Raw genomic sequence first — 13301 nt, 5'->3', positions numbered from 1 at the left:
GAACACCGGCCTTTCGTCATCTGGATGTGGTGGTGAGGTGGGGCGCCCGGCCGGGGCCGGACCGAAGGATCAGGACCGCCGGCCCGACCGGCGGGCTAGCAGGGCGCGACCGAGCCGGGAGAGCAGACCCTGCACGCCGCCGGGCGCCGCGATCATGACGACGATCAGGGTGACGCCGAAGATCGCCAGGGGCAGGTTCCCCTCCAGCCGCTGCGCCGCCGCGGGCGAGAGGGTGAGCAGCTCGGTCACCGAGTGACTCAGGTCGGGCAGGGCGACCAGCAGCACGGCGCCCCAGACCGCCCCGGCGAGCCGCCCCAGACCGCCGATCACCACGGCCATCAGCAGGAAGAGCGACAGGGTCAGCGAGAACGCGCCGGGAGACACGCTCTGCGCCAGCACCGCGAGCAACGCGCCGCCGAGCCCGGCGGTCGCGGCGCTGACCACGAAGGCGAGGACCTGGGTACGCGCGACGTGGATGCCGGCCAGGCGGGCGGCCACCTCGTCGTCGCGGACCGCCCGGAACGTGCGCCCGTAGCGGCTTCGGACGAGGTTGGCCAGCAGCAGCAGGGCGAGCAGGGTGGCCCCGGCGGCGATCCAGAGCTGCCACCGTTCGTAGGGGAAGTAGGCGCCGAGCGCCAACGGTGGCGGCTCGACCGGCACCGACAACCCCTGCTCGCCGTTGAAGACGCCGTCGAAGGTGACGGTCAGGGCGGGCACCACCACCGCCACCGCCAGGGTGACCCCGGCCAGGTACGGCCCCCGCAGCCGGGCCGCGGCCACGCCGACCACGGCGCCGACCACCACCGTGGTGAGCACGGCCGCGGCCAGCGAGATCGGCAGCAGCCAGTGGCCGGTGAGCCCCCGGTCGGCGAACGCGTTCTGGCCGAAGGCGACGGTGTAGGCGCCGGTCGCCATCAACGCCCCGTGCCCGAGCGAGAGCTGACCGTTGAGCCCGGTCAGCACGGTGAGTCCGGCGGTGGCGCAGAGATAGGCCGCCACGGTGGCGAGCTGGAAGTTGCGGAACGGCTCGACCGCGTAGCTCAACCCGAAGAGCAGCAGCCCGGCGACCGCGACGACGGCGAGGTGTCGCAGCAGAGTGCCGCCGCGGCGCGGCGCAGCGGCCTGCCGCGCCTCGTCGGCGCTGCGCTGGCGGGGCGGGGTGGCCGCCCGGGTGGCGCTCACACCCGCCTCGCCGCGACCGGGGCGAAGAGCCCGCCGGGCCGGACCAGCAGCACCGCCAGCAGCAGGACCAGCACCGCCAGCGGGGTGAGGTCGCTGCCGGCGTAGCCGCTGACGTACGACAGCAGCAGGCCGACCACCAGCCCGCCGACCACCGCCCCGGGTGGACTGTCCAGCCCTCCGACGACGGCCGCGGTGAACGCCGAGACGAAGACCAGGTCCATCGCGTGCGGATGCAGGCCGAGCTCGGTCGGGATGACCAGCATCGCCGCCAGCGCGCCGACCGCCGAGGCGAGCGCCCAGCCGAGGGTGAGCATCCCGCCCACGTTCACCCCGAGCAGGCGGGACACCTCGGGGGCGAACGCCGCCGCCCGCATCCGCAGGCCGACCGCGGTCCGGGCGAAGATCCAGGCGAGCGCGCCGACCACCACCCCGACGGTGGCGAAGACGAACAGGTCGTACGGCGACAGCAGGGCGAGCCCGCCCACGGTGAACGCGCCACGCGAGAAGGGCGTCTCGGCGGGCCGGAACTCGCTGCCGTAGACCATCCCGAGAACGGCCTGGATCAGCAGCACCAGCCCGAGCGCGACGATCACCGGGTTGAGCGGCGAGGCGTGGTCGATGTGGCGCATCAACGCCCGGTCCACCACCGCGCCGAGCAGCAGACCGGCGGCGAGCGCGGCCAGGAAGCCCAGCCAGTAGGAGCCGGTCGCGGCAGCCACGCCGTACGCGACGTACGCGGCGGCGACGGCCATCGCGCCCTGGGCGAAGTTGACGACCCGCGCCGCCCGCCAGATCAGCACCAGGGCCAGCGCGAACGCGGCGTAGACCGCCCCCCGGGACAGGCCGTCCAGGGTGAGGAACACGAAGCGGTCCAACAGTTCTCCCTCCGGGGTGGTCAGAAACCGAGGTAGGCGTGGCGCAACTCGACGTCGTCGCGCAGCCGCTCGGCGGGGGCGGTGGTGACCACCCGGCCGAGGGACATCACCACCCCCTGGTCGGCGATCGAGAGCGCGCTGCGCACGTTCTGCTCGACCAGCAGCACGGTCAGGCCGGTGGTGTCCCGCAGCTGCCGCAGCAGGGCCATCGCCCGGGCGACCACGCGCGGCGCCAGGCCGAGCGACGGCTCGTCGAGCAGGAGCAGTCGGGGCCGGCCGACCAGCGCCCGGCCGAGCGCGAGCATCTGCCGCTCGCCGCCGGAGAGCTGGTGCCCGAAATGCCGCCGGCGCCGGGCCAGCGGCTCGAAGAGCTGGTAGACGTCGTCGAGGGCCCGACCCGCGTCGGCCCGGTCGCGCCGCCACAGCCCGCCGAGGCGCAGGTTCTCGTCCACCGTGAGCTCACCGATCACCCCGCGCCCCTCGGGCACGTGCGCCATCCCGCGGCGCACCAACTGCTCCACCGGCGTTCCCCGCAGGTCGTCGCCGTCGAGCAGGACCTGGCCGGCCGACGGGCGCAGCATGCCGGAGACGGCGCGCAGCAGGGTGGTCTTGCCGGCGCCGTTGGCGCCGACCACGGCCGCGATGGTGCCGGCCGGGACGGTGAGGTCGACGGCGTGCAGCACCGGCGCGGCGCCGTAGCCCGCGACCAGGCCGCGCACCACCAGCAAATCCCCCCCGCTCATGCCGCCGACTCCCTTCGGTCGCCGACGGCACGAGGCTCGACCGCACTGCGCCTGATGAGTCGCTCACTCCGCTCGCTCATGGTGTTGCCTCCTCGACGGTGGCGCCGAGGTAGGCGTCGGTGACGGCCGGGTCGTCGCGGACCTCGTCGGGGGTGCCGGCGGCGATCACCCGCCCGAAGTCGAGCACCACGAGCTCGTCGCAGACGGACATCACCAGATCCATGTGGTGCTCGACCAGGAGCACCGCGCACGGATCGGGGTCGCGGCGGGGCAGCTGCCGAATCAGCTCGGCCAGCTCGGCGATGTCGTCGGCGCCCAACCCGCCGGCGGGCTCGTCGAGCAGCAGCAGCCGGGGCTTGGCGGCGAGCGCGCGGGCCAGCGCCACCCGCTGGCGTACGGCGAAGGGCAGCGTGCCCGGCATCGCGCCGGCGTGCGCGGCGATGCCGAGCCCGTCCAGGACGTCGAGCGCGTGCGCACGCAACCGCGCCTCGTCGCGATCGCTGCCGGGCAGCCCGAGCAGGGCCGGCAGGAAGCCCGCCCGCGCGGTGTGCGAGGCCCCGGCCATCACGTTCTCCAGCACCGTCAGGCCGGCGAAGAGCCCGGTGCCCTGCAGGGTCCGGGCGATGCCGAGCCGGTTGAGCTGGTGTGGTCGCGGACGCAGGGGCCGACCGTCCAGAGTGAGCGAACCCGCCTCCGGCCGGAGGAAGCCACAGATGACGTTGAACAGGGTGGTCTTGCCGGCGCCGTTGGGGCCGATCACCCCGACCACCCGGCGGGGAGGCACCTGCAACGAGACGTCGTCGAGGGCGATGAGGCCTGAGAAACGCACCCCGATGTGGTGCAGCGCGAGCCCGTCCTCCATCAGCCATCCCTCGCTCAATGGCGGGTGTTATTTACACTCGCAGTGTACATTTCTGCGTTACCGCGTCAATACCTTCGATGTTTCGATACCGGCGCGACGGGGCGGCCGCCGCGGCGGCCGCCCCGCTGCTCACCGTCAGGAGCTCGGGCAGGTGTTGCGGTACTCCTCGATCTGCGTGCCGCTCGGCCCCGGGCAGAGGAACTGCTCGTAGCGGGTGTCGTTGTCGACGAACCGCTTGAGCCAGGCCACCATCTGCCGCGCGGTGGGCGTGTTCACCGTCTGCGGAAAGAAGTGGCTCGCCCCGTTGAGCTCCAGGTACGCCTTCTCCGCCGACGACGGAATGCTGTTGTAGAACGGCACCGAGTGCGACGAGACCGGGGCGACGCTGTCGGACTCGCCACCGATGATCAGCGTCGGCACCTGGAGCTCCGACCAGGTCTTGTCCAGGTTCCACGGCGCGAGCGGCACGGCGGCCTGCAACGACGGTCGGTCCGAGGCCGCCTCCAGGCTGCCCCCGCCGCCCATCGAGTGACCGGCCACCGCGAGCCGGCTGCCGTCGATCCGGCTCCGCACCGAGCTGCGCTCGACCACGTAGTCGAGCGCGGCCAGCAGCTGTCGGCCCCGGCTGTCCGGCTGGTCGAGCCGGGAGTTCGTCTCGATGCCGATCACCACGAAGCCGTGCGAGGCGATCCGGGGGCCGAGCCAGCTGATGCTGGACCAGGCGGCGGTGTAGCCGGGCGAGATGGCGATGGCGCCGAAGGTGCCCTCGCTGGTGCTGGTCGGGTAGTAGATGACACCGCCGCCGAAGCCGGTGACGCTCAACGACGAGACGTTCTGCGAGGCGGTGGCGAACGGGCCGCGGCTGGCCTCGAGCAGCGAGACGGTCGGCGCCGGACCCCGCTCGTACGGGTTCTCGGCGGCCTGGGCCGCACCGGCCGGCGCGGCCAGCGCGGCACCGGCGGCCAGGGTGGCGGCCAGCGCGATCCGGGCGACCCGGACGGCGGACGGACGGGGACGGGTGGTGGTTGGTGATGACACGTCGGGCACTCCCTAGCGGTGGGATATATCGACGTGTGCAAGTCTTCGACGGCGCTGCCGGCCGCCGCATCGGTGAAATCACCAGTCCCCGGAGACACCGGCGGGCTGCCTGGAACGTCCTTCGCGCCCGCGTCGTCGAGCAGGATCCGCCGCAGGTCAGCGCAGGACGGCGGGCGCGCCGAAGCGCACCGGGACGCCGGGCGAGTAGAGCACGCTCACCGGCGCCGACGCCGGTGCGGGCAGCCCGGCCGCGCGGACCAGCTGGTCGTCCAGGTGCACCAGTTCCGCGCGGTGCAGCGGCCAGCGCGGGTGGACGTTGGGCAGGTGCAGGGTCCGCCCGTGGGCGCGGGTGTGCAGCCCCCAGCGAGCGGTGAGGAAGTGCTCCAGCGGGCTCGGCTCGGCCAGCGCGGCGCCGACCCGCACGCTCAGCTCGCTGGTCGCGCCGCGCGGCCCGGGCCAGCGCCGGCGGCAGGTGTAGGTCAGCAGGTCACCGTCGCGGCGCAGCCGCATCCGCGACCACAGGTACGGCAGCCGCAGGCTGGCCCGCGCGACCAGGACGGGCATCAGCCGGGCGGCGTCCAGGGACCGGAACACCACGGCCCGACGCCCGGCGGTGTCGACGCTGTACACCCGCACGTTGGTCTCGCAGAACGTGCCGAGGTAGGGCAGTCCCGGCCCGGCGAGCAGGCCGAGCCCCACCATCCGGAACGCGATCAGCCCCACGTACGTCTGTCCGGCCAGGACGTCCGGCCGGGTCCCCGGCGGCAACAGCGGCGCCACCACCTCCGGGTCCACCGCCCAGTGCAGGAAGGCGAGGTCCTGCCAGCGTTGGACCAGCACCGGCCGGCGCAGCGGCCGGATGGCCTCGGCCGTGATGTCCTCGGCGTCCATCCGGGCATTGTCGCGCGGGCCGGGCCGGTCGTCCGTCCGCGCCGCTCGGCGCGGCGCCCCGCCCGGGGCACGATCCGGAGGAGACGGCGTCCGCTACGTCGACCCGACGCTCGGGTCCGCCGGCTCGCGGAGACGCTCCACGAGCTCGCGCACCGCCCGGGTGAACGGCTCGTCGGTCTCGCACGGCCCGTGTCCCTGAATCGGGGGTGGGACGCTGTCGCCGGGTGGGGCCACCACGTCTCGGGGGTCTCGTAGTCGGCGGTCCACCGTGGCCGCCGGGCCGCCGACGGTGGCCGGCGCGCTCGGCCGGTGGGCGGAGAAGATCCAGCCGCCGACGGGGTCGGTGTCCCGCCACAGGTTCGCCCACCGCCAGCCGATCCGGCCGCCGATCTCGTGCAGCACCGCACTGTCGATGTAGGCGGGAAAGAGCCGGGCGTAGAGCCGGCGCAGCGGCGACCCGTAGGTGAGCAGGGCGACCCGGCTGCCGACCCGTGCCGGCAACTGGAGCACCGTCGCGGCGAGCAGGACCGAACCGTGGCTGTGCCCGGTGAGCAGCACCGCGTTGCCGCTCTCGACCAGGTACGTGATCCGTCGGGTCAGCTCCGGCACGGCCCGTTCGGAATAGCAGGGTGGCGAGAACGGATGGGCGGCCCGGGGCCAGAAGGTGCCCAGGTCCCACAGGATGCCGACGTTGCGCCGGAACTCGATGGTCCGGTAGGCGAAGATCGCGCCGATGATCAGGCCGAGGATGACCGCCGCGATCGCCCAGCTGCCGGCCGCGATGCCGAAGGTGAACAGGCCGGCCGGCACCCCGGCGAACCGCTCGATGACGTCACCCGGATACCACTGCAGCAGAGCGATGGTGGTGGTGGCCGTGCCGAGGCCGGTGAGACAGCCGTAGACCGCGGCGAGCGGCAGCAGCGTCTCGGTGAACCGGGCCCGGGCGATGGCCCGGCGTACCTGCCGCAGTCGGGGTCCGGCCTCCGCCGGCGGGTCCGGGTAGTCGTGCGCGACGATCGCCGCCGCGGCGCGGTACCGTCCGCGTCGGGAGATCAGGATCACCAGTCCCACGACGATCAGGGTCAGCAGTAACGCTCGGAAGAAGCCGTAGATCGCCCAGGTGTAGGCCTGCGGCGGGCCGGTGGCGATGCCCTCTCCGGTCGGCGCGTCGCGGTCCAGGAAGTCGGCCACCCGGTAGACCAGCTCGGCCGAGAACGCCACCGCCAGACTGATCGACGCGGCGGCCATCACCAGCGCTCCCAGCCCTGCCAGCGGTGTGGCACCCGGCTCTCGGTCCCGCTGCCGGAGCAGCATCGCGCCCAGGGTGGCGAGCAGCGCCGTCTGGGTGGCGAACAGCCAGATGAGGATCGACTCGTAGCCGGGCAGGTTCGCCCCCTCGCGCCACGGCGCCGGGCTGGTCAGCACGTGGGCCACGACCACGCCGGTCAGGACGATGGCGATCGTCCGCAGCGTGCGGGTGATCCGGTCGAGTCGCCGGTCCGCGGCGGCCCGGTCGATCAGCGGAGGCGTGCAGAGCAGGATCACGCAGGCGACCAGGACCGCCCCGGTGAGCACCGCCAGCGCGACCGTGGCGGCCGAGGCGCCGGCGGCGGCCCGGGCGGCGAGCAGGGTGACGCTCAGGGTCGCGAACGCCGCCGCGACGTGGATGGAGCGCAGCCGGCCCACCAGCGGCTCGGCGTCCCACCGGCCGACCGCGCCGAGCCGATGCCCGGAGAGCTCCTCCTCAGGGGCGCGGAACGCCTCGAACGCCCTTCCCGGGCGGGTGCCGAGCCACCAGATCAGACCGATGGCGGCGACCGGGACCAGCGTGAGCTCCGCCAGCCGTGGTCCGGCCGGCTGCCCGCCCAACCAGGACAACCAGCTGCGCCCGGCCAGACACTGTGGCGTGGACAGGCACTTCCAGGCCAACAGGTCCAGGGCGACGCCGGCGATGGCGAGCGTGTACAGCGCGGTGAGCGTGAGGGCCAGCAGCCGGCACAGGGACCTGACGACCGCCTCCGGGCCGGGGCTCGCCGGACGCATCCAGATCGCCACGTTGACCAGCATGAAGGGCAGCAGGAACACCAGTGCCAGGGTGCGCAGCACGGTCCCGGACGGCAGGTCACCCCAGCGGTACGCCTCCCGCGTCACCTCGCCCGCGCCCCGGTCGCCCGAGCTCCGGGGCCGGTAGAAACCCCCGATCCGGTCGCCCGCGACCTGCTCCGTCGGTGGCAGGTCCAACGCCCGCTCGGCGCTCGCGCCGGTGATCCCGTGCACCCGCAGCTCCACCACACCGGCGGGCCTTCCTGGCCCGCTCAACCGCGCTGGTCCATCCGACATCGCCCCCCGAGGCGTCCCGGTAGCCCCCGCCCCGCGATCCGGCCGGGAGCGGCCCGCCACCCGCGTGGCAGACCCGGATCTACCCGGCCAGATCAGGCCTAACCGTGGGAAAACGGAGTCGATGCCCCGTCGGCGAGCCTGCCGCGGCCCTCGGCGCGCCGACCGGCGGCGCGACCGATCGATCCGGCGGCCGGATCGTGGCACCCGACCGGCGGGCCGGCGTGCCGCCCGTTCCGGGGACGACCCGCCGGTTCCGGCTCGACCGGCCGAGCCGGTCGATAGCGTGGCAGGTGGCCCGAGACCGGTCGCGGCTTCTCCGGCGCACGCGCCAGAGGAGGCAGCCGCGGTGACGTCCAGTCCACTCCCCCGCATCCTGCGCCGGCGCGGCGAGCCGGAGTATCCGACCTTCCTGGAGCTCTTCTTCGACCTGGTCTACATCTTCATGCTCTCCCGACTCGCCGCCGGGTTCGCCGAGGACCTCAGCCTCCGGGGCGCGGCGCAGACCGCCGTCCTGCTGATGGCGGCCTGGTGGGTCTGGGTGCTGACCGCGTGGCTCACCGACCTGTTCAATCCGCGGCTGCCGATCATCCAGGCCACCGTCCTGGCGGTCATGCTCGGCACCCTGCTCATGGCGATCGCGGTGCCGGAGGCCTTCGACCGCTACGGGTGGCTCTTCGTCGCGGCGTACTTCGGCATCCATCTGGTGCGCGACGCCGTGCTCATCGCCGGCACCCGGGTGAACCGGCCGATCCAGGCCAGGAGCATCCGGGTGTTCTTCTGGTTCGGCGTCACCGCCGCGCCGTGGGTGGCCGGGGTGTTCGTGGAGGGCACCACGCGGCTGCTCCTCTGGGCGTTCGCGGTGGCGATCGACCTCGGCTCGGCCCGGTTCGGCTGGCCGACGCCGAGGATGGGGCGTACCGAGTTGGCCAGCCAGATCTTCACCGGGACGCACCTCTCCGAGCGGCACCGGGCGATCTTCATCATCGCGCTGGGCGAGCTGGTCCTGACCGCCGGTCGAGGGCTGTCCCTCAGCGAGTTCGAGGCCGGCCGGACGATGGCGAACGCTTTCGGGTTCGGCAGCGCGGTGCTGCTGTTCCTGCTCTACTTCCACCGCGTACGGCAGCTTCTCGCACCGCCGAACGTCGCGGTGGTCGAGCGGGTCCGCCCCGGCACCTCCACCTCGTACAGCCACCTGGTCATGGTGGCCGGGGTGCTGACGGTGTCGACCAGCGTCTCGCTGGTCACCGAGCGACCGTTCGGGCCGACGCCGGCCAGCTGGGCGGCGGTCATCCTCGGCGGGCCGGCGCTGTTCCTGCTCGGCAGCGCACTGTTCGACGCCGTCGTCACCGGCCGGCTCCTCTGGTCCCGGGCGCTCGGCGTGGTGGTGCTGGGTGGGCTGGCGCCCGCGGGGACGCAGCTTCCGCCGTTGGCCGTGCAGGTCGTCGCGAACCTGGTCCTGCTTCTCATCCTGGTCGGGGAGACGTGGGCGCCCCGACTGCGGCTGTTCGGCGCGACCGCGCCGGCGCGCTGAGCGTCGGCAGCCCGGCGTGGGACGCCGGCAGCGCGAGCGGCCGCGTCGGCGTGGTGAGCGTCAGCCGTGCGCGGGTGGCCTGGGCGAGCGCGTGTGCCGGCGGGTGCTCACCAGGTTCGCGGCGGCGATGAGCAGCAGGACGGCCACCGAGAGCAGGGCGACTCCGACCGGCGGCAGCCGGGTCGCGACCGGCGCGACGGCGCCCAGCAGCGCCAGCCCGACGAGCCGGGACCGGGAGATGCGGGCGAACACGGTGTAGTCGAGCACGCCCCGGCCGATCAGGAAGAGCGCCGGTCCGCCGAGGATGACCGTCGCCCAGCTGGCGGGCGTCGGCCCGAACGGGCGGACGACGACCAGATGCGCGGTGACCGCCACGCCGGCGATGCCGGCCACCATGATCAGATGGGTGACCGCGGCGCTCTGGGTGAGCAGCGACGGGTTCGTCGACCGGGCGATCGCTTCGGTCAGCAGCTCCCCCGCCCGGTAGATGTAGATCCGCCACATCAGCACCACGCCCGTGAATATCACCACCAGGGCCATGGCACGGCCAGCCGTGTGGTCGTGCATGGTGTACATCGTCCCGGTGACGAAGAGTGCCGCGCCGAGCGCGATGATGACGAACTGCCGGTACCGCTCGGCGACCCGCTCGCCGATCAGCCGCCACTCCTGCGGCTGGGATCGGCCGAACCGGGGCACCGGCCAGCCGAGTGAGGCGGCGGTGTACTCCACCGTCACGGCCGCCGCCCAGAGCGCCAGCCGGGTGGCGCCGTCGGTCAGTCCCCCGCCGACCCAGCCGACGGCGGCGATCACGTACCAGAAGAGGATCCTTCCGCTGCGCCGTGGTTCGGGCGCTTTCCGGTCGAACAGCAGGTAGTAGCCGGACGAGCCGAGGTGGATGGTCAGGTAGGTGAGCGCGAAGAGCAGCCCCCGCCCGTCGTACGCCTCCGGCGTGGCGGCCGCCAGCAGCAGGCTGGCCGCCGCCACCGCGATGAGCTGCACCTGGACCAACGGCCGGGAGAGGTCGAGGCTGTCCGCGGCCCACGTGGTGATCGCCCAGACCAGGGTGAAGGCGAGCAGCAGCACCAGGACCTCGGCGAACCCGGTCCAGGTCAGGTTCTCGGCCAGGGTCTTCACGAGGGAGATGAGCGCGAAGACGTAGACCAGGTCGAAGAAGAGTTCGAGGAAGGCCGGGCGGCCCCGTGAGGTGGTGGTAGCCGCCGGCTCGGCGCCACCGTCCGCTGTCATCGCCATCGCGCCCCACCCGGCCCGGCCTCAACGTCCCTGCCGACGTTACGTGGAGGCAGCCGCCACCGGCCGTACCATCCATTTCTTACAACCCTGTAGCCGCCATCTTTCATGAAGCAGTCGGAGTATTGCGGTCCTGTGTCGACGGCTGGCATGATGGCCGTCAATTCCCTCCTACCCCCGAAGGAGCGGTTGCCATGGCGCTCACCCGCCGCACACTGATCGGGTCCGTGGCGGCGGGGTCCGCGCTCGCCACCCTTCCCGACCTGGTCCCAGCTCTCACCCCCGCCGCCGCCGCGGCCAGCCCACCCGGCGACGTGGTCGGGAAGATCACCGTCGGCTATCAGGGGTGGTTCAGCTGCCCGGGCGACGGCGCGCCGATCGGCGGCTGGTGGCACTGGAGCCGGGACCGGTTCCAGCCACCCTCACCGAGCAACACCACGATCATCTCCTGGCCGGACATGCGGGAGTACGACCACGGCTACACCACCGCGTACCCCAACCTCGGCAACGGCCAGCCGGCCCGGCTCTTCTCCTCCTACGACCAGCAGACCGTCGACACCCACTTCCGCTGGATGCAGGAGCACGGCTGCGACACCGCGGCGTTGCAGCGGTTCAACCCGTTCGGCGACGAGGGCCCGACCCGCGACGCGATGGCGACGAAGGTGCGCAGCGCGGCGGAGCGGTTCGGTCGCAAGTTCTACATCATGTACGACGTCACCGACTGGACGTCCATGCAGTCTCAGATCAAACAGGACTGGACGACCAAGATGTCGGCGCACACCGCGTCGGCCGCGTACGCCCGGCAGAACGGCAAGCCGGTGGTCTGCATCTGGGGCTTCGGCTTCAACGACCCCGGCCGTCCGTTCACCCCGGCCCCCTGCCTCGACGTGGTCAACTGGTTCAAGGCGCAGGGCTGCTACGTCATCGGCGGCGTGCCGACGCACTGGCGACGCGGCGTCGAGGACTCCCGGCCCGGCTTCTCCGAGGTCTACCACGCCTTCCACATGATCTCGCCGTGGATGATCTACCGGGCCACCACCCTCGAGGGCCTGGACGACTACTACACCAACGTCAACACTCCCGACCTGGCCGACTGCGCGGCGTACGGGATCGACTACCAGCCCTGCGTCATGCCGGGCGACCTGTCGGCCGGGCACCGCCGGCACGGCGACTTCTACTGGCGGCACCTCTACAACATGATCCGCCTCGGCTCGCAGGGCCTCTACGTCTCGATGTTCGACGAGTACAACGAGGGCAACCAGATCGCCAAGACCAGCGAGACGCAGGCGACCACGCCGGCCGGCGCGGGCATCCGGGCGCTCGACGAGGACGGCACCCCCTGCTCCGCCGACTACTACCTGCGGATCACCGCCGACGGCGGCCGGATGCTCAAGGGGCAACTCGCGCTCACGCCGGTGCGGCCGACGCCGCCGGTGCTCGGCGGCGGACCGCCGCCGAGCGGCAACCTGGCCGCCGGCCGGCCCACCAGCGCCAGCAGCCAGAACGGATCGTTCACCGCCGGCAACGCCGTCGACGGCGACCGGGGCAGCTACTGGGAGGGCACCAACAACGCCTTCCCGCAGTGGTGGCAGGTGGACCTGGGCGCCGGCCACCCGGTCAACCGGTTGGTCCTCGCCCTACCGCCCGGCTGGGAGGCGCGCACCCAGACCCTCTCGGTGCAGGGCAGCACCGACGGCAGCACCTTCACCACCCTCGCCGCAGCGGCCGGGATCCGGTTCGACCCCGCCTCCGGCAACACCGCCACCGTCACCGTGCCGACCACCACGGCCCGCCACGTCCGGGTGACCATCACCGGCAACACCGCCTGGCCTGCGGCGCAGCTCGGCCAGGTCGAGGTGTACGCGGGCACGGCCACCCCCACCCCGCCGACCGCACCGGGCAACCTCTCGGTCACCGCGAAGAGCGCCACCAGCGTCTCGCTGGCCTGGACCGCCGCCACCGACGCGGACGGGATCGCCGGTTACCAGGTCCGCCGAGGTGGGCAGACGATCGCCTCGGTCACCGGCACCTCGGCCACCGTCGGCGGGCTGAGCCCGGCCAGCGCGTACACCTTCACCGTGGTCGCGCTGGACACCACCGGCGCGCAGTCGCAGCCGTCGAACGCGGTCACCGTTACCACCGACCCGGCGCCCCAGGGCGACCTCGCCCGGGGCCGGCCGACCGCGGAGAGCGGCCACACCCAGAGCTACGGCAGCGGCAACGTGGTCGACGGCAATCCCGACACCTACTGGGAGAGCGCCAACAACGCCTTCCCGCAGTGGGTGCAGGTCGACCTCGGTTCGGCCATCACGATCGGGCGCGTCGTGCTCCGGCTGCCGCCGTCGCCGGCCTGGCAGACCCGGACCCAGACGCTCTCGGTGCAGGGCAGTACGGACGGCGCCACCTGGAACACCCTGGTCGCCTCGGCGGGGCGGGTCTTCGACCCGGCCACCGGCAACCAGGTCACGCTGACCTTCGGAGCCGTCGCCACCCGCCACGTACGGGTCCGGATCACCGCCAACACCGGCTGGCCCGCCGGCCAGCTCTCCCAGCTCGAGGTCCATTCCGCCTGAACCGCGGCCGCCCGCGCC

The 13301-nt window shown here is 73.1% G+C and carries 10 protein-coding genes; 2 read left to right on the top strand and 8 right to left on the bottom strand.

The genetic code is table 11. From position 1 onward, the window contains the following. Window positions 1-69: 69 nt before the first annotated feature. From AB0C04_RS22205 to AB0C04_RS22175, 7 genes are all read right to left on the bottom strand, one after another. Window positions 70-1182: a branched-chain amino acid ABC transporter permease gene (locus AB0C04_RS22205; protein WP_357057565.1), complete on the bottom strand. Its 1113-nt coding sequence runs from the start codon at window positions 1180-1182 to the stop codon at window positions 70-72. Continuing rightward, window positions 1179-2057: a branched-chain amino acid ABC transporter permease gene (locus AB0C04_RS22200; RefSeq protein ID WP_357057563.1), complete on the bottom strand. Its 879-nt coding sequence runs from the start codon at window positions 2055-2057 to the stop codon at window positions 1179-1181. The genes AB0C04_RS22205 and AB0C04_RS22200 overlap by 4 nt, the downstream gene beginning before the upstream one ends. A 20-nt stretch (window positions 2058-2077) precedes the next feature. Beyond that, entirely contained in the window at window positions 2078-2800 is a 723-nt protein-coding gene (locus AB0C04_RS22195; protein WP_357057561.1) for an ABC transporter ATP-binding protein, read from the bottom strand. Between the two features lie 76 nt (window positions 2801-2876). Further along, window positions 2877-3662 (bottom strand): ABC transporter ATP-binding protein, encoded by a 786-nt coding sequence (locus tag AB0C04_RS22190; RefSeq protein ID WP_357057559.1) that lies wholly within the window; start codon window positions 3660-3662, stop codon window positions 2877-2879. 135 nt (window positions 3663-3797) lie between these two features. Then, window positions 3798-4700, bottom strand: coding sequence for an alpha/beta hydrolase (locus AB0C04_RS22185; RefSeq protein WP_357057557.1), 903 nt, complete (start codon window positions 4698-4700; stop codon window positions 3798-3800). Window positions 4701-4856: 156 nt separating this feature from the next. Beyond that, complete coding sequence (locus tag AB0C04_RS22180) at window positions 4857-5591, bottom strand: DUF2071 domain-containing protein (RefSeq protein WP_357057555.1); 735 nt, start codon at window positions 5589-5591, stop codon at window positions 4857-4859. A gap of 93 nt (window positions 5592-5684) precedes the next feature. After that, window positions 5685-7883: a hypothetical protein gene (locus AB0C04_RS22175; RefSeq protein ID WP_357057553.1), complete on the bottom strand. Its 2199-nt coding sequence runs from the start codon at window positions 7881-7883 to the stop codon at window positions 5685-5687. A 394-nt stretch (window positions 7884-8277) separates the two neighbouring features. Between AB0C04_RS22175 and AB0C04_RS22170 the strand changes: the two genes are divergently transcribed. After that, window positions 8278-9462 carry a low temperature requirement protein A gene (locus tag AB0C04_RS22170; RefSeq protein WP_357057551.1) on the top strand — a complete coding sequence of 395 codons (1185 nt, stop codon included), beginning with the start codon at window positions 8278-8280 and terminating at the stop codon, window positions 9460-9462. A gap of 60 nt (window positions 9463-9522) precedes the next feature. Here the strand turns inward: AB0C04_RS22170 and AB0C04_RS22165 are convergent, their stop codons facing one another. Then, complete coding sequence (locus AB0C04_RS22165; protein ID WP_357057549.1) at window positions 9523-10713, bottom strand: low temperature requirement protein A; 1191 nt, start codon at window positions 10711-10713, stop codon at window positions 9523-9525. 191 nt (window positions 10714-10904) lie between these two features. Between AB0C04_RS22165 and AB0C04_RS22160 the strand changes: the two genes are divergently transcribed. Beyond that, the gene (locus tag AB0C04_RS22160) at window positions 10905-13283 is read left to right on the top strand and encodes a discoidin domain-containing protein (RefSeq protein ID WP_357057547.1); all 2379 of its coding nucleotides are present in this window, start codon (window positions 10905-10907) and stop codon (window positions 13281-13283) included. Window positions 13284-13301: the final 18 nt, after the last annotated feature.

The sequence above is a fragment of the Micromonospora sp. NPDC048909 genome, from assembly GCF_040649635.1.
In the GTDB taxonomy this organism is placed as follows: Bacteria; Actinomycetota; Actinomycetes; order Mycobacteriales; family Micromonosporaceae; genus Micromonospora.
Note: the sequence above shows the minus strand (reverse complement) of the source record. Positions and strands in the feature narration are given on the sequence as shown.

Coding starts and splice junctions, on each gene's coding strand:
- AB0C04_RS22180 (WP_357057555.1), bottom strand. CDS start 5,591: ATGGACGCCGAGGACATCACGGCCGAGGCCATCCGGCCGCTGCGCCGG.
- AB0C04_RS22160 (WP_357057547.1), top strand. CDS start 10,905: ATGGCGCTCACCCGCCGCACACTGATCGGGTCCGTGGCGGCGGGGTCC.
- AB0C04_RS22190 (WP_357057559.1), bottom strand. CDS start 3,662: ATGGAGGACGGGCTCGCGCTGCACCACATCGGGGTGCGTTTCTCAGGC.
- AB0C04_RS22195 (WP_357057561.1), bottom strand. CDS start 2,800: ATGAGCGGGGGGGATTTGCTGGTGGTGCGCGGCCTGGTCGCGGGCTAC.
- AB0C04_RS22165 (WP_357057549.1), bottom strand. CDS start 10,713: ATGGCGATGACAGCGGACGGTGGCGCCGAGCCGGCGGCTACCACCACC.